The sequence below is a fragment of the Kitasatospora sp. NPDC058032 genome (assembly GCF_042885845.1).
GTDB lineage: Bacteria > Actinomycetota > Actinomycetes > Streptomycetales > Streptomycetaceae > Kitasatospora.
This window is the reverse complement of the sequence record NZ_JBHVRK010000029.1, coordinates 29,418-46,004: the sequence shown is the minus strand read 5'-3', so window position 1 is coordinate 46,004 and position 16,587 is coordinate 29,418. Positions and strand designations below refer to the sequence as shown.

The following is a 16,587-nucleotide window of genomic DNA, read 5'->3' as shown; positions in this document are numbered from 1 at the left end:
GGGCCAATACTACAGACCATAAATGAAGAGCTGTTCATATGTTCCTGTATTGTGAGTTGAGTCGTTGATCCTGCCCATGGCCTGTGCGAAGGGTCCTGCCTGCCATGTCCTCCACCCTGACCGAGCGCTCCGCTTCCGCGGTTGCCGCGGCGCCCGCGACTGTCGCGCCCCGGCGGCGCACGCGGATCTTCGCCCTGCCGGAGGCCCGGTGGGCCGCCGCCTCGCTGGTGCTGTTCCTGATCGCGTTGCCGCTGCAGCTGACCGGCGCCCCGGCCTGGGCGTGGGGGCCGCTGTACGCGCTCGCCTATGCGACCGGGGGGTGGGAGCCGGCCTGGGCGGGCCTTCAGGCGCTGCGGGAGAAGACGCTCGACGTCGACCTGCTGATGATCGTCGCGGCGCTGGGCGCGGCGGCGGTCGGGCAGGTGATGGACGGCGCGCTGCTGATCGTCATCTTCGCCACCTCCGGTGCGCTGGAGGCGATCGCCACCGCCCGCACCGCCGACTCGGTGCGCGGACTGCTCGACCTCGCCCCCACGACGGCGACCCGACTGCTCGACGGCGGCACCGAGGAGACCGTGCCGACCGGTCACCTGGCCGTCGGCGACACGATCCTGGTCCGGCCGGGCGAGCGGATCGGCGCCGACGGGCGGGTGCTGGACGGCGCGAGCGACGTCGACCAGGCCACCATCACCGGCGAGCCGCTTCCGGTCGCCAGGACGGTCGGCGACGAGGTATTCGCCGGCACCCTCAACGGCACCGGCGCGCTGCGGGTGAAGGTCGAGCGGGACGCCTCCGACTCGGTGATCGCCCGCATCGTGAAGATGGTCGAGGAGGCGTCCGAGACCAAGGCGCCGACGCAGCTGTTCATCGAGAAGGTCGAGCAGCGGTACTCGATCGGCATGGTCGTCGCCACCCTTGCGGTCTTCGCTGTCCCGCTGGCCTTCGGCGCCGCTTTCACCGGCTCGCTGCTGCGGGCGATGACGTTCATGATCGTCGCGTCCCCCTGCGCCGTGGTGCTGGCCACCATGCCGCCGCTGCTCTCCGCGATCGCCAACGCCGGACGGCACGGTGTGCTGGTCAAGTCGGCCGTGGTGATGGAGCGCCTGGGCCAGGTCGATGCGGTCGCTCTGGACAAGACCGGCACGCTCACCGAGGGCACTCCGCGCGTCACCGACGTCCGTCCGCTGGCCGGAACCGGCTTCACCGCGGAGGAGCTGCTGGCGCTGGCGGCGGCGGCCGAGCACCCCAGCGAGCACCCGCTCGCCCGCGCGATCGTGGACGCCGCCCGCACCCGCGGGCTCACCCCGGCCGGGGCGCAGGACTTCTCCTCCGCCCCCGGCATCGGTGTGACCGCCACCGTCGAGGGCCGCGCCGTCGCCGTCGGTGCCCCGGCCCGGCTGCGGGGAGGCGTCTGCCGGCCGGAGGGCGGGGGAGGCGCCGACAGCGGCATCCGCGCCCGGGCCGCCGCCATCGCGGCCGAGCTGGAGGACGGCGGTCGCACCGCGGTCCTCGTCGAGGTCGACGGCGTCCCGGCCGGTGTCCTCGGCATCGCGGACCGCCTGCGTCCGGACGCCCCCGCAACCGTCGGCGCGCTGACCGCGCTGACCGGGACCGCTCCGGTCCTGCTGACCGGCGACAACGCGCGCGCCGCGAAGCGCCTGGCCGGCGAGGTGGGCATCACGGACATCCGGGCGGGGCTGCTGCCGCAGGACAAGGTCGCCGCGGTGAAGGAGTGGGAGGCGGCCGGGCGCAAGGTGCTGGTGCTTGGCGACGGTGTCAACGACGCCCCCGCGCTCGCGGCCGCGCACACCGGCCTCGCGATGGGCCGGGCCGGTTCGGACCTCGCCCTGGAGACCGCCGACGCGGTGATCGTCCGCGACGAACTCGCCACCGTCCCCGCCGTCGTCGCGCTCTCCCGCCGGGCCCGCTCCTTCGTGGTGCAGAACCTGGTGATCGCCTCGGTGTTCATCGGCGTGCTGGTGGTGTGGGACCTGGTCGCCACCCTGCCGCTGCCGCTGGGCGTGCTCGGCCATGAGGGCTCCACCGTGATCGTCGGCCTGAACGGCTTGCGCCTGCTGCGCGACGCCGCCTGGAAGCGGGCCGCCGCCGAGGGCCGCCGGTGAGCCGCCGTGCGCGCGAGAAGGCCTCGGCTCCCGCCCCGGGGCGGCGGCCCGCTGCACCGTGACCGTCTGCCGGGGCTGCTGCCGCGGTACGCCGAAGGCTCCCGGCCTCGATCACGCCGCCCAGCCCGCCGGGCTGGGCGGCCGGCTACTGGCCGACGTCGGGGGTTGCCCCGGGCGACCGCCACCGGAACCCGGTGGCGGTTGAGCATTTGCAATAGCGAGCGTCTGCAACTATTGTCTTCACATGTAAGGCGCTTCCGCATCTATCTGGAACGCCCTGCGTCCGCCCCTTGAGGCATCCACCCCTTCATGTCTCACCCCCTGCGCCCGGGATGCCGCCGCGTCCTCGGCCATGCTGATCGAAAAGGCACTGTCATGTCCCTGAAGAAGATCCTTCCCGGTAAGCTCGGCTTCGGCACCGCCCCGCTCGGCAACATGTTCCGCGCGATCCCCGACGAGGAGGCCGCCGCCACCGTCGAGGCCGCCTGGGAGCAGGGTGTCCGCTACTACGACACCGCCCCGTTCTACGGCGCCGGCCTCGCCGAGGAGCGCCTGGGCGAGGTCCTGTCCACCAAGCCCCGTGACGCCTACGTGCTGTCCACCAAGGTCGGCCGCGTCATCCTCGACGAGAAGGAGGAGGGCGCCCGCGACCTCGGCGAGAAGGGCGGCCTGTTCGAGCACGGCAACCCCAACAAGATGCTCCACGTGTGGACGGCCGACGCCGCCGAGCGCTCCATCGAGGACAGCCTCAAGCGCCTGGGCACCGACCGCCTGGACATCGTCTGGGTCCACGACATCGCCCAGGACTTCCACGGCGACGCCTGGCTCCAGAAGTTCGAGGAGGCCCGCACCGGCGCCTTCCGCGTCCTGTCCCGCCTGCGCGACGAGGGCGTCATCAAGGCCTGGGGCCTGGGCGTCAACAAGACCGAGCCCATCGAGCTGACCCTCGCCCTCGACGAGCCGCAGCCCGACGGCTTCCTGCTCGCCGGCCGCTACACCCTCCTCGACCACGACCACGCCCTGCAGCGCCTGCTGCCGATGGCCCAGGAGCAGAACGTCGACATGGTCGTCGGCGGCCCCTACAGCTCCGGCATCCTGGCCGGCGGCACCCACTTCGAGTACCAGGCCGCCCCGCCGCAGATCATCGAGCGCGTCGGCCGGCTCAAGGACCTCGCCGCCGCGCACGGCGTCTCCATCAAGGCCGCCGCCCTCCGGTTCTCCCTCGCCCACCCGGCCACCGCCGCCGTCATCCCCGGCGCCACCAGGCCCAGCCGCATCGCCGAGGACACCGCAGCGCTGAACGAGAACGTCCCGGCCGCGTTCTGGACCGACCTGCGCGCCGCCGGCCTGGTCAGCCCGGCCGCCCCGCTGCCCAACGGCGCCTGAGCACCCCCAGCCCCTGCAACCCCGCACCCCTCACACGCCCCCACCAGGAGAAGTCACCATGGCCTCCACCTCCGTCAGTCGCACCGTCCCCGCCACCCCCGCGAAGGTCTGGAACCTCATCGGCGGCTTCGACGCCCTCCCCGACTGGCTGCCCTACATCCCCGAGAGCGTCGCCTCCCAGGGCGGCCGCGTCCGCAGCCTCAGGAACCCCGAGGGCGAGGTCATCGTCGAGCGCCTCGTCGACTTCAACGAGACCGAGCGCCAGTACAGTTACGCCATCCTCCAGGCTCCGTTCCCGGTCGACGGCTACGTCTCCACCCTGCGCGTGCACGCCGTCCCCGGCCGCGACGACCTCGCCGAGGTCCAGTGGTCCGGCCGGTTCAACCCGGTGAACGCCACCGAGCAGGAGGTCGTCGACCTCTTCACCGGCATCTACGCCGACGGCCTCGACGCCCTCCACCGGACCCTCGCCGGCTGAACGGCACCGCACAGCCCCGTGGCCCCGGCCCGCACAGCGGCGGACCGGGGCCACGGGGCTGTGACGGCCGCGTCGTCAGGCCCCGTCCAGCACCTCCACCAGCGCGGCCAGGAACTCCTTCGGCCGTTCCAGGTGCACGCTGTGCCCGGCGCCCTCGACGACCACCTCGCGCACCCGCCCGCCGGCGGCGGCGTAGCGGTCGAGGACGGCGCGGGTCTGCGCCACCATCGGCTGCGCCGGGCAGACGTCCGCGCCGGGCCAGCCGGGGACCGCGCCGATCGCCCCGAGGTGGGCGAGGTCGAACAGCGAGGTGTCGGAGACGATCACGTCGGCCGAACCGCGGATCCACAGGACGGGCGGCTTCGGTTCGACCAGTTCCAGGTCGTCGATCCGGAAGTGGACCGGCGCCATGGAGTTGAGTACGCCCCGCTCGCCGGGCGCGACGCCCGGCCAGGTGTCGCTCGGCCGGCTGTCGCCGGGGTAGTGGTCCTCCCCGGTCCGGGTGGTCAGCATGGCGGCCACATAGCGGTCCGGCTCGGCCAGCGGCGCGCTGACGTAGGCGGTGTCCAGCACCGAACGCGGCGCGAACGGCGACCCGGCGCCCGACTCGCCCTCGCCCAGCAGCCGGACGAACTCCGCGGCCGCGGTGCCGGCGCCGGAACCCGCGCCGTCGGGCGAGTTGAGCTTTCCGTCCACCCCGTGGGTGCCGCCGAAGCCGTACGGGGAGACCGGGTTGACCAGGGTGAGCGAGCGGACCAGCTCCGGGTGGTCGCGCAGCAGTTGCAGCGCCACCCCGGCGCCCATGCTCCAGCCGACCAGGTGCACCGGGCCGAGGGACAGTTCCTGGAGGTAGGAGAGCAGGTCCTCGCTGTGGTCGCGCAGGCCCCGGGTGGCGTCCACCGGCAGCGGCTCGGTGCCGCCGAAGCCGCGCAGGTCGGGCGCCAGCGGGCGGTAGCGCTCGGGCAGGTCGGCCATGGTCGGGTGCCAGAACACGCCGGAGGAGACGTTGCCGTGGACCAGGACCACCGGCTCGCCGGTGCGGCCCTCGATCTCGGCGTGGTTCACGGTCAGCCGCTCGGTGGTGATCAGTCGATCGGTGATCATCGGGCGTGTCCTCAGTTCAGCCAGCCGGCGACCTGAGCGCTCGCCGCGCCGTCCCAGCCGAGTTGCAGGTGGTTGGCGAGGGAGATCAGCGCGGTGCCGCCGACGGTGGCGATGCCGGTGGTGTCCAGGGCGCTGGCCACGAAGACCACGCCGTCGCTGGGGGCGCGGTTCTCGTTGAAGATGCCGACGACGCTGGGCGCGCCGCCCGCCAGGAGGTAGGTCGTCACCGAGGCGGGCACCCCGGCCTGGTGCAGCGGGGCGATCAGCGAGCCGGCGTTGATCGCGGCCTGGATGCCGCCGCCGTCGGTGTAGAAGCCCTGCCCGCCGTAGTAGGTCGTGTACCAGTCCTGCTGGGTCTGGTCGATGCCGAAGACCGAGTCCCAGCGGGCCAGCATCTGCCGCTGCCCGGGATAGACGTCGTAGCCGCCCGAGGGGGCGAAGGAGAACTCCGGGTGCGCGGTGTAGGTGCCGTAGCAGGTCATCCGCAGGTGCGGTGCCGGGGCGTTGACCTGGCCGCCGCACTGCGGCCAGATGGAGAAGTCGTGCGCCCACCCGTGGGCGAACGGGTAGTCGTAGCCGCCGTTCGGGCCGCCCATGGTGATCAGCTTGCGCACGTCGCCCGCGTACGGGCGGCCCCAGGAGGGCTTGACCGAGGACACGTAGGAACGTGCGGACATCTCGCCCTTGCTCCAGCCCACCACGTCCACCTGGGGGACGCCGAGCTTGGCGCGGATCAGCGCGACGGCGTCGCCGACCGCCTGGGCCTGCATCAGGTTGTCGCCCTGCTTGTGCGCGAAGCCGACCGCGAAGACCCGGTAGCCCCGCCCGGACAGGTACTGCATCAGACCGGTGCCCGGACAGGAGACGGATCCGCAGCCGTAGCCGCCGGACTCACCGGGATTGGCCCAGGCCCGGTCCGGGTTGTCGTTGGCGCCGTGCACCAGCAGCACCGGGACCTGGTGCGAGCCGGTGTTCCAGCCCGGGGCCGAGTAGAGCAGGAAGCGGCCCGAGAAGGGCTGCTTGACGCCGCCGAAGAAGGTGAGCCGCTGGCCGTCCTGGTTGCCGCGGCCGTCCGGCGGATACTGCTCCTGCTGGAAGCCGGGGGTGGTGTCGAGGTACCGCTCGACGCGGTCCCAGCCGTTGGCGACGCTGTTGTAGGTCGCCTCCAGCGTCAGGTTGGAGGGCACCGCCGCCGAGGCCGGCACCGCCGGGACGACCGCGCCGATCAGCGCCAGCACGCTCGCCAGCAGCCAGCCGAAGCCTCTGCGCCTGCCACGTCCGCTTCTCCACATACCGCGTTCACTCCTCCACACCGAGGGTCCAGTGCGTGACACCCTAGGGACGCCGCGGCGTGCGCCCTATGTCGGCGGCGCATACCTCGGGCGGCACGGTGTGGGCGTCGGCCACCTGGCCAGGGGGTGGAGTGCCGGTCGGTCAGCGGGCGGTCCAGCCCCCGTCCAGCGGGATGGACGCACCGGTGACGAAACCCGCGTCCGGGCCGCAGAGGAAGAGGGCGGCCCGCGCGACCTCCTCGGGCTCGATGAGCCGCTTGATCGCGGTGCGGTCGAGCATGATCCGCTCCACCACCTCCTCGGCCGGGATGCCGTGCGCGGCGGCCTGCGCGGCGATCTGGTTCTCCACCAGGGGCGTGCGCACGTACCCGGGGTTGATGCAGTTGCTGGTGACGCCGTGCGGCGCGCCCTCCAGGGCGGCGACCTTGCTGAACCCCTCCAGGGCGTGCTTGGCCGTCACGTACGCCGACTTGAAGGCACTCGCCCGCAGCCCGTGCACGGAGGAGATGTTGACGATGCGGCCCCACCCGCGCCCGTACATGTGCGGCAGGGTGCGCCGGACGATCCGGAACGGCGCCTCGACCATCACGCGCTGGATCAGCACGAAGCGTTCGACCGGGAAGTCCTGGATCGGCGCCACGTACTGGAGCCCGGCGTTGTTCACCACGACGTCGGCGTCGTCCGGAAGGGCGTCCACCGCCTCCGGGTCCGCCAGGTCGACCACGTGGGCCGTGCCGCCGATCTCCGCCGCCACGGCCTCGGCGGCGTCCCGCGCCAGGTCGACGACGTAGACGTGCGCGCCCGCCTCGGCGAAGGCGGTGGCGCACGCCCGGCCGATGCCGCTCGCCGCGCCCGTCACCAGGGCCTTCCGCCCGGTCAGGAAGCGGCCAGCCGGGGCGGCGGTCCGGCCGCCGGTGCTCTCGGTGTTTTCCATGGCCGCCACGCTAGGAACCCGGCGGGGTCGGGCACACGTCCCCCGGTACCACAGTTGCGCCCCGGATGGTGGTGGCCACCACCACAGTGCGTCGCCCTCATGGGCCCTCGGCCGGCCTTCAGCCGGCGGTGCCCACCGGGGCGGTGACCCGGTAGCGTCCGGCGGCCCGGGCCAGGAGTCCCTCGTCGACGAGGACGCGCCGCAGCGCGACGGCGTCCAGTGCGCCGCCCTCGCACCACGGCCGCAGGCGGTCGGTCACCGTCCGCTCGTCGTACTCGTCGCCGGGCGCGAAGGTGCGTGCGGTGATGTGCCCGAGGACCGCGCGCCGGGCGTCCTGCTCCTGCTCCTGCTCCGGTTCTTGCTCCGGGTCCGGGTCCGGGTCCGGCAGGTTCACCAGGACGCCGCCGCGGAGGTGGCCGCGCAGCCGCGGGTCGGGCTGGTCGTTCGCCGCCTGGTCCGCCACCCGTCGGGCGGCGGTGTCCGCGGCGGCGGCGAGGGCCCCGTCGTTCAGGGCCACCGAGCCACGCCCCTGGACGAGCAGCCCGGCGCGGACGAGCCGTCCGATCGCCGGGGCGGCGTCCGGCGCGGCGAGCCCCGAGACGGTCAGGACCTCGGAGGAGGTCGACGCGCCCAGGGCGACCGCCGAGAACACCCGGCGCCGCACCGGATCGGCGAGCTGGACGGCGAGTTGTTCGGGCGTCACTTCGGGCGTCATTTCGGGTGTCATGGGGGGAGAACATCCTTTCCGACGTGCTCAGCGCCGTGCTTTCCGGTGGAAGGTACACGGATCACCGTCCGTTCGACACACCGCTCTTCGCCGCTGGAACGGCGGGTTCGGGCCGGGGCCCGCGCGCGGGGAGCACCGTGCCGCGCCCGGCCACCAGTGCCACCGCCGTCTGGGCGGCCGCCGCGGCGACCATCAGCAGGAGCGGGGCCCGCCAGCCGGAGCCCAGCGAATGCAGGAGGCCGAAGACCACCGGCCCGACGGCCGCCAGCAGGTAGCCGACCGACTGCGCCATCGCCGACAGCGCGCCGGCCGAGGCCGCGTCCGGGGCCCGCAGGCCGATGAACACCAGGGCGAGCACCAGACAGGCGCCGCCGCCGAGGCCGAGGACCGCACTCCACAGCAGCGCCCACCCCGGTGCCGCGAAGAGGCCGGCGTAGCCGACCAGCAGGACGGCGGAGCAGACCGCGGCCAACCCCCGTTGGTCGCGCGCCCGGCGCATCGCCCGGGGAACCGCCAGGCTCGCCAGTACGGCGATCACCTGGAAGACGAAGAGCAGCCAACCGGCCGTCGCCGGGTCGACCCCGTTGTCCTGGAACACCTGCGGCAGCCAGGTCACGATGACGTAGAAGCCCAGCGACTGCAGCCCCATGAAGGCGGTGACCGCCCAGGCCAGTCCGGAACTCCAGGGCAGCCGCTGCCCGCCGCGCGCCGGCTTGCCCGGACCGCTTGGACCGCTCGAACCGCTCGGCCTGGGAGTCCGCAACTGCGGCAGCCACACCAGCACCGCCACCAGCGCGAGGACCACCCAGCAGCCCAACGCGGTGCGCCAACCGCCGGGAGCGGCCTGGGCGATCGGCACCGCCACCCCGGAGGCCACCGCCGCCACCCCGCCCATCACCGTGGCGTAGGCACTGGTCAGCAGGCCCACCCTGGTCGGGAAGTCACGCCTGATCAGGCTCGGCAGCAGGACGTTGCCCACCGCGATCCCCGCACCGATCAGCGCGGTACCGAGGAACAGGCCGGCCGTCGTCGGAATCCAGCGGACCGCGACACCGAGCGCCAGCACCACCAGCGCGCCGCCCAGGAGTCGTTCCGCCCCCCACCGCGCGGTCAGTCCGGGCACCAGCGGCGCCAGGCCGGCGAAGGCCAGCAGCGGCAGCGTGTTCAGCAGACCCGCGACGGCCGGAGCCAGGCCCAGGTCGGACTGCACGCGGTCCAGGAGCGGCCCGACACCGGTCAGGCTCGCCCGCAGGTTCGCGGCCACCACCAGCAGTCCCCACACCAGCAGCACCTGACCGGTGCGTCGCGTCGACGTGTTTTCCATGCCGTCAGCATCGGCCGGTGGGCGGGCGGGCAGCGAGGCCCTCCTCAGCCTGGCCCCTGGAGGGCCACCCTCCGCGCCTCGCGCGCGGCGGCGGCGCCCCTATGCTCGAAACGTGGGCACGCCATTGGGCAACTTCATCCGGGCCAAGCGCGACGCCGTCCAACCGGAACTCCTCGGACTGCCGGAGCGCCACCGCCGCCGCTCGCCCGGGCTGCGCCGACTGGACCTCGCCAACCGGGCCGACGTCAGTGTGGAGTACCTCGCCCGGATCGAACAGGGCCGGGACCGCAACCCCTCGCCGGCGGTGGTCAACGCGCTCGCCGACGCGCTGTGCCTGGACGCGTCGGAGCGCACCCACCTGCGGTACCTCGCCAAGATCACCGGCGACGCCTGCACCGTCGACATCCGGCCCGTGCCACCCTCCCGGCGGGTGCGCGCGTCCGTGCTGCGCACCCTCGAACTCCTCGAACCGGGCGTGGCGATCGTGACCAACCGGCTGGGCGACGTGCTCGCCCACACCTCCGGCTACCGGGCGGTCACCGGCGGGGCCGGCCTGTTCGACGCGGAGCGTCCCAACCTCAACCACTACCTGTTCACCGACCCCCGGGCCCGGACCTTCTTCACCGACTGGGACGCCGTCGCGGACGAGCAGACCTTCGACCTCTGGCGGACGCCGTCCCTGGAGAACCTGGAATGGCTCACCGCCGAGCTGACACCCGTCGCCGGCGAGGAGTTCACCCGCCGGCTGAACCTGGCCAAGGTGCCGCCCCGCGGCGTCCTGCGGCTCGACCACCCCGAAGGGCACCGCCTCCGGCTGCTCCGCGAGACCCTCGAACTGCCCGGCGACTCCCAGCAGCTCGTGGTCTTCCTCCCCGAGGACGACGCCACGGCCGAGAGCCTGGACCGGCTCCGGCGCCGCTCGCCGGGCCGTCTGCGGACCATTTCCTGATCCGGGGTCAAGGGGCGCCGGAGCGGCGCCCAGGGGCGACGGTGTGTCGGTGTCCCGTAGAGAAGATGTCCGGGCTGGGCGGGATAGGGGTGATTTGACGTCAATTCGCCTGACTGATCAAGGGATTGTCGAACCTCCTCTAGGATTCGGGCCACGAGGCGGATCTTCGCCTGAACACTGAGAGCGGGAATGACACCTACAAGTGAAGAGATGACCGGTGCCGCGCGCGGGCCGGGGCGGCGACGGCCGGGATCGCTCGGCCGCCGCGCGGTGGGCCGGGTCGCGGTGCTCGCCCTGGGGATCGGGAGTTGCTCGATGCTGGCGGCTCCGGCGGCGTATCCGCAGGAGGCCGACGGCTCGGTGACGGTGCGGGTGGTGCGGGCGGTCGACGCCACCGGTGTGTGGAGCCCGGTCCTGGAGCCCGGCATCGGCGGGGTCACGGTGGTCCTCAGCGGTGACGACGGCGCCGAGGTCACCGGGGTGACGGCCGCCGACGGCACGGTCACCCTGGCGCCGGGCACGGCCCGGTCCGCCGGCGGGAAGTACCGGGTCCAGGTCGTGAACCCGAAACCGGGCCTGCTGTTCCCGGCCTTCGCGTCGCGACAGGGCCTGGACGGCGCGCCGAACCAGTTGAGCAGCAACGAGGAGTTCGTCGACCTCGCCGGCGGTCGGAACGTCACGTACACGACCGGACTGTGGAACCCCGGCGACTACTGCCAGAAGAACGCGACGCTGGTCACGGCCTGCCAGCCCGCGACGAGCGAGGCGCAGAACCCGCGCACGCTGGTGAGCTTCCCCTACGGCGCGCGCGGCGAGAACACGGACACGACGAATCTGGCCACCAACGCCGAGACCGGCACCGTCTACGGCATCGGGTGGAGCAAGTCCGGCAAGCGGCTGTTCAGTTCGGCGCTGGCCAAGCGGGACACCACGTACGGCCCCGGGGGCGCCGGCGCGATCTACGTCACCGACCCGGCGAACCGGACGACCTCGCTGTTCACCACCGTCCCGGACGCGGGGGCGTCGGTGCACGGTGTCGGCGCCGCCGACGACGCCTTCCTCGCCGCGCCGGGCAAGGAGAGCCTGGGCGCCCTGAAGCTCTCCGAGGACGGCCGCGACCTGTTCGTGGTCAACCTCGACAACCGCAGGCTGTACCGCTACGACGCGACCGGGGCGACCGCGTCGGCGCCGGAGGCCTCCTACCCGATTCCGGACCCGGGCTGCCCCTCGCCGGCGGACTGGCGTCCGTTCGGCCTGGGCGTGCAGGACGGCGTCGGTTACCTCGGCGGTGTCTGCTCGGGCGAGTCGACCGGGAAGGCCTCGGACCTGCGCGCGGTCGTCCTGCCCTTCGACCCGGCGACCGGAGCCTTCGGCCGGGCGGTGCTGAACCAGCCCCTGGACTACCCGCGCGCGGTCTCGGCCAAGGGCCTCTGCCCCGGGGCGGGCTGGTTCCCGTGGACGGACACGATCCCCGCCGAGCAGGACGGCAAGGCGTGCACCGGCACCGGCTTCTACGCCAACCCCGAGCCCGAGCTGGCCGAGATCGCCTTCGAGACCGACGGGTCCATGCTGCTGGCGTTCCGCGACCGGCTGGCCGACAAGGCGACGGCGTTCCCGCGGACCGGCGACCCCACGACGTACCACAACTTCGCGGCCGGCGGTGACCTGAACAAGGCGTGCCTCTCCGACGGCATGTACGTGATGGACACCAACCTCGGCTGCGGGACGACCACGCGGGGGACCAGGTTCTTCAGCGTGGGCACCTTCCAGGGCTACCACCCGAACGCGGCCTACGCCGGCATGGCGCTGTCCAAGGTGGAGGACTCCATCGCGATCTCGGCCGTGGACCCCACCGACACCGCGTGGCGCATCGGCACGATGTTCACCAACCGCGACGGGACGAGGGCCGCCGGTTCCGGCCTGGGCCTGAACGCCTCGACCGCCAGGCCCGCCTTCGGGAAGGGCGCCTCGATGGGCGACCTGGAGGTGCTCTGCGACCAGGCGCCGATGCAGATCGGCAACCGGGTCTGGTACGACCCCGAGCGCAAGGGCGTCCAGAGCCCGAGCCAGAGCCCGGTCCCCGGTGCCACCGTCAACCTCTACGACGAGTCCGGCAAGCTGGTCGCGTCGACGACCACGACACCGCGCGGCGAGTACTACTTCGACGACTCCAACGTGCCCGGCGGCCTGAAGCCCAGGACCAAGTACACGATCAGGATGGACAACCCGGCGGACTACGCGTCGGGCGGGCCGCTGTACCGGTGGGTGCCGACCGAGGCGGGCGTCGGCGACAACCGCTTCGTGGACTCCAAGGGCACCGTCCCGGAGGGCGCCCGCTACCCGGAACGGACGCTCACCACCGGCGGACCGGGCGAGAACGACCACACCTTCGACCTCGGCTTCCGCCGCCAGGAAGGCGCGGTCCGGCTGGTCAAGCAGGACCAGGACGGAAAGCCGCTGGCGGGGGCGCGGTTCGCGCTGTGGCGGGAGACGAACGGCACCGACGGGCCGCAGACCTCCGGGGACGCGCCCGACACCCGGGTCGGTGACCCCTGTACGACCGGGGCCGACGGACTCTGCACGTCCACGGTCGAACCGGGAACGTACTACTGGCAGGAGATCAGCCCGCCGGAGGGCTACGCGGTTCCGGACAACCCGGTGTCCGGCGCGCTGGTGCTGAACTCCGAGAACCTCGACGCCGGGGTCTCGGCGACCGTGGTCAACCGGCTGCTGCCCGCCCCGACGCCGACGCCGACGCCGACGCCGACGGTGACCGCGACGGCGACGGTGACCCCGACCGTGCCGGTGAGCACCCCGGAGGCCACGCCGACGCCCGCGCCGACGGCCGCGCCCGAGGCGCCGGCACCGGCGGTTCCGGCGGCAGCGGTCACGCCGGCCACGTCGCCGGCCCCGCCGGCCGCACCGGCCGCGCCGCGTGCCGCGCCCGGCTCGCGCCTGGCCGACACCGGACAGGACGGGGTCGTACCGACGGCGGTCGCGGCCGTGGCGTTCACGGTCCTCGGCTGGGCCCTCGTGGAGCTCCGCCGGCGCAGGGCCCGGCGCCACTAGCGTCCGACCCTGTGGTGGTGGCAGGCCCTCTCCCGGTCCGCGGTCCGGGGGAGGGCCTGCGCGTGTTCAGACCCACGCCGCCCAGGCCGACGGCCGCCGTCCCTCCTGGACGGAGGCGGAGCGGCCCTTGGAGTGGTCCGGGGCCGCCGCCCGGAGGAGGTGACCGGCCGTCCTGACGGCGGGACGGATCGCCTGGGGACGGATGACGCGGGCGCTTCGCTGCCCGGTCCCTGTTCCCGAGGTGTGGAGTTCTCATGCCGTTCGTACCCGCGCCGGTGCGCCGTCTGCCGGTCCTGCTGCTCCCGCTGCTCGTCCTCCTCGCCGTGCTCGCAGGGCCGGGTACGCCGCCGGCCGACGCGGCGTCGGTGCGCACGGGGGCGGGTACCGGGGTGGACTGGGACGCGCTGGCCCGTTGCGAGAGCGGAGGGCGCTGGAGCGCGAACACCGGGAACGGCTACTACGGGGGTCTTCAGTTCGACGCGGCGACCTGGCGTGCCAACGGTGGGCCGGCGTACGCGCCGCGTGCGGACCGGGCGACGAGGGAGCAGCAGATCGCGGTGGCCGAGCGCCTGGCCGGCCGTCGGGGCCTGGCGCCGTGGGCGGCGTGCGGTGCGCGGATCGCCCGTGGGGGCGAGCCTCCCGCCGCCCGGGCCGAGACCCGGGAGCGCGGCGACCGGCCCGCGCGGACCCGGCCGCAGACGCCCGCCGTGCCCGCGTCCCCCCGCACCGGTGCGGCGGGACACCAGGTGGAGGCGGTCGCCGAGGGCTCGTGGACGGTGCGTGACGGCGACACCCTGAGTGACATCGCGGAGGCGTCCGGGATCGCCGGTGGCTGGCCGGCGCTGTACGAGCTCAACCGCGACGCCGTCGGCGAGGACCCCGACCTGCTGCTGCCCGGCCAGGTCCTCGTCCTGGAGCCGTAGAGGGAAAGCGCGGTCGGCGCGGCAGGGCGCTGAGCAGCTCGGCGGGAGTCGGGATCGGCGTCGGCCCGCTTCGCGCGCGGTCCTCGCGGGCGGGACGCCCACGACCTCTGCGGTCGTGGATGTCCGACCGTTCCACGGCGGGCGCACGACCGGCCGCGTTAGCCGGGGCGCTACGCCGTTCGAGTGGTCGGACAGGTGACTCCGCACCGTGCACGGGTCGGCGGTGGCGACCGGGCCGGACTGCGCCGCAGGGTGGGCCCGGTGACGCCCGGTGAGCATGTTCGCGCTTCGTGCGGACCGGACCGGACCGGCCCTGGCGACCCGTCCGCCTCCGTGCCTACGGTGGACGTGCCGGGGCCCGTCCGTACCCGTGCTGCGCCGGACGCGGCCGGGACCGCGGCCCCTGTCCGCCGCGCAGCGGCGATGCCGGCCAGGGCAGTCCCGACATCCCGGGCAACTCCAACATCCATGTCGACGCCCCGCTCGCGAAGCTGAAGGAGTAACCACCCCTGACCTGTCACGACCGTCGTGCCCCGACCGCCGGGGAGGTGCCTTCCTCCCCGGCGGACCCCGAACAGTTCAAGGCGGACCAACCATGGCCCTGACCAAGATCGACAGTTTCAAGGTCGACCATCCTGACAAGGACGAGCGAACAGTCCAGTTCCTGTGGGGGGACCTGACGAAACTGGCGTCGGCCGACGCGGTCGATGTCCTCGTCGTCTCCTGCCTGCCCGACGACTACACCCCGACGGAGGGGAGCCTGGTGGGTGCGCTCGCCAAGGCGGGCGTCTCCGTCGAAGCCCTGGCGAAGGACAAGGCCAAGGACTACCGACCCCTGTTGCCCTGTTGGATCTCGAAGCCGGTGACGGCCCCCGGGATCCAGTTCAAGCGGATCCTGGTCTTCGAACCGAAGGACTGGGACGCCGACGCCGGGGTCCCGGTCCGGGCGATCTTCCAGGCGCTCGCCTGCTTCTATCCCACCGAGCCGGTGCGCGTCGCCACGTCCCTGGTGTGCACCGGAGCGCGCAAGGCGGACCCGAAGGAAGTGCTGTCGGCGCTCACCTGGGCGGCGGCGCACTACGCGTCGTCGAACACCACCAAGGTGTCCACCGTGGAGGTCGTGGCGCTGACCAAGGAACTCGGCGACCAGCTGACGCCCGCGTTCACCGAGATCAAGAACAACTACGACAACGTGTTCGATCTCAAGCTGCCCGCCGACTACGACGTGTACGTCAAGCAGGCGAAAGCGAAGATCGGCAGCATCAAGCTGCCGGCCTCGGTGACCTATCGGCAGGCCGTGGCGGTCAGCATCTACACGACGAACTACTACAAAGCGATCAACTCCGTGCTGTACAAGAAGAAGCCGACCGACCCGGAGTACCGGCAGCTGCTGCCGCTCTTCGAGGCCATCGACTCCGGCCTGTGGAACCTGAAGCTCCACCTCGGCACGACCTACCGCGGTGACAACATGAAGGCGGATCGCCTGGCCAAGCACGTGGTGGGTGCGAAGATCCTCAACACCTCGTACACGAGCACGAGCACGGACCGGAAGGTCGCCCAGGGGTTCGCCACCAACGCCCTTCTCGACATCGACGGCCGGACCGGCGCGGAGGTGTGGGACTACTCGGAGTTCCCCAACGAGGAGGAGGTGCTGTTCCCGCGCGACCTCACCTACCAGGTGGACACCCGTAAGGAGAACCCGAAGGACTTCTGGAACTTCGCCGTCCACGAGATCCTGACCAACTGGTGCGGAGGTTCGGACCATGCCTGAGCTGACACAGGAATCGGCCCGCGAGATCATCGCCCTGTACCGACCGGCGCCGGAGGCTGCCGCGGCGCCCGTCCGGCTGCCGCTGGGCCTGGCCCCCGTCGAGCACTTCGCCGTGGTGGCCTCGGCCCGCGGCCTGGTCGAGGAGGGCTTCGACTGGAAGAACTGGGCTCCGTACCAGGACGGCCGGATCTCCGATCCCTCCTTCATCGCCTCGGCCGACGCCGACACGCTCCGCCGGATCGCCACCGCGCACCTGCGGATCGACCGCTTCGTCGGCGGTCACCTCGAACAGATCGAGGAGGACGGCACCCTGGGCACGGTCGTCGACCGGCTCCAGGCGCTGGTGGAGACCGGCGCGCTCTAGGCGCGCGCCGCATCGGGCGCCGGTCGGCCCTCATGGCTCATGAGGGCCGGCCGGCGCCCTTGCCGTGGGCCGGCCGTGCCCCGGAGGCAAAATGTACGGACAAATCTTGCGAGCCATGACGGCTCGGTCCTACTTTAATGTCC

At 72.9% G+C, this 16,587-nt stretch carries 13 protein-coding genes; 8 read left to right on the top strand and 5 right to left on the bottom strand.

The annotated features are described in order from the left end of the window. The first annotated feature begins 104 nt into the window (after nt 1-104). The 3 genes from ACFVUH_RS31875 (at nt 105) to ACFVUH_RS31865 (ending at nt 3,987) form a co-directional block, all read left to right on the top strand. Nucleotides 105-2,123 (top strand): heavy metal translocating P-type ATPase, encoded by a 2,019-nt coding sequence (locus tag ACFVUH_RS31875; protein ID WP_387916881.1) that lies wholly within the window; start codon nt 105-107, stop codon nt 2,121-2,123. A 375-nt stretch (nt 2,124-2,498) separates the two neighbouring features. Beyond that, nucleotides 2,499-3,509, top strand: coding sequence for an aldo/keto reductase (locus ACFVUH_RS31870; RefSeq protein ID WP_387916879.1), 1,011 nt, complete (start codon nt 2,499-2,501; stop codon nt 3,507-3,509). 58 nt (nt 3,510-3,567) lie between these two features. Further along, nucleotides 3,568-3,987 carry an SRPBCC family protein gene (locus tag ACFVUH_RS31865; protein ID WP_387916877.1) on the top strand — a complete coding sequence of 140 codons (420 nt, stop codon included), beginning with the start codon at nt 3,568-3,570 and terminating at the stop codon, nt 3,985-3,987. Between the two features lie 75 nt (nt 3,988-4,062). Here the strand turns inward: ACFVUH_RS31865 and ACFVUH_RS31860 are convergent, their stop codons facing one another. From ACFVUH_RS31860 to ACFVUH_RS31840, 5 genes are all read right to left on the bottom strand, one after another. Beyond that, a complete protein-coding gene (locus tag ACFVUH_RS31860) occupies nt 4,063-5,091 on the bottom strand; it encodes an alpha/beta fold hydrolase (RefSeq protein ID WP_387916876.1) in 1,029 nt (342 codons plus the stop codon). 11 nt (nt 5,092-5,102) lie between these two features. Beyond that, a complete protein-coding gene (locus tag ACFVUH_RS31855; RefSeq protein WP_355359605.1) occupies nt 5,103-6,383 on the bottom strand; it encodes a lipase in 1,281 nt (426 codons plus the stop codon). A 142-nt stretch (nt 6,384-6,525) separates the two neighbouring features. After that, a complete protein-coding gene (locus ACFVUH_RS31850; RefSeq protein ID WP_387916874.1) occupies nt 6,526-7,317 on the bottom strand; it encodes a 3-hydroxybutyrate dehydrogenase in 792 nt (263 codons plus the stop codon). Nucleotides 7,318-7,435: 118 nt separating this feature from the next. Beyond that, the gene (locus tag ACFVUH_RS31845) at nt 7,436-8,044 is read right to left on the bottom strand and encodes a DUF2087 domain-containing protein (RefSeq protein WP_387916872.1); all 609 of its coding nucleotides are present in this window, start codon (nt 8,042-8,044) and stop codon (nt 7,436-7,438) included. A 61-nt stretch (nt 8,045-8,105) separates the two neighbouring features. Beyond that, complete coding sequence (locus ACFVUH_RS31840; RefSeq protein ID WP_387916871.1) at nt 8,106-9,368, bottom strand: CynX/NimT family MFS transporter; 1,263 nt, start codon at nt 9,366-9,368, stop codon at nt 8,106-8,108. Nucleotides 9,369-9,480: 112 nt separating this feature from the next. Between ACFVUH_RS31840 and ACFVUH_RS31835 the strand changes: the two genes are divergently transcribed. The 5 genes from ACFVUH_RS31835 (at nt 9,481) to ACFVUH_RS31815 (ending at nt 16,444) form a co-directional block, all read left to right on the top strand. Next, nucleotides 9,481-10,317: a helix-turn-helix transcriptional regulator gene (locus tag ACFVUH_RS31835; protein WP_355359616.1), complete on the top strand. Its 837-nt coding sequence runs from the start codon at nt 9,481-9,483 to the stop codon at nt 10,315-10,317. A 210-nt stretch (nt 10,318-10,527) separates the two neighbouring features. Then, nucleotides 10,528-13,386 carry an SdrD B-like domain-containing protein gene (locus ACFVUH_RS31830; RefSeq protein WP_387916869.1) on the top strand — a complete coding sequence of 953 codons (2,859 nt, stop codon included), beginning with the start codon at nt 10,528-10,530 and terminating at the stop codon, nt 13,384-13,386. 254 nt (nt 13,387-13,640) lie between these two features. Then, nucleotides 13,641-14,309, top strand: coding sequence for a transglycosylase family protein (locus tag ACFVUH_RS31825; RefSeq protein WP_387916868.1), 669 nt, complete (start codon nt 13,641-13,643; stop codon nt 14,307-14,309). Between the two features lie 595 nt (nt 14,310-14,904). Beyond that, nucleotides 14,905-16,080, top strand: coding sequence for an ADP-ribosyltransferase (locus ACFVUH_RS31820; protein WP_387916867.1), 1,176 nt, complete (start codon nt 14,905-14,907; stop codon nt 16,078-16,080). Beyond that, a complete protein-coding gene (locus ACFVUH_RS31815) occupies nt 16,073-16,444 on the top strand; it encodes a DUF6508 domain-containing protein (RefSeq protein ID WP_387916866.1) in 372 nt (123 codons plus the stop codon). The genes ACFVUH_RS31820 and ACFVUH_RS31815 overlap by 8 nt, the downstream gene beginning before the upstream one ends. Nucleotides 16,445-16,587 lie beyond the last annotated feature (143 nt).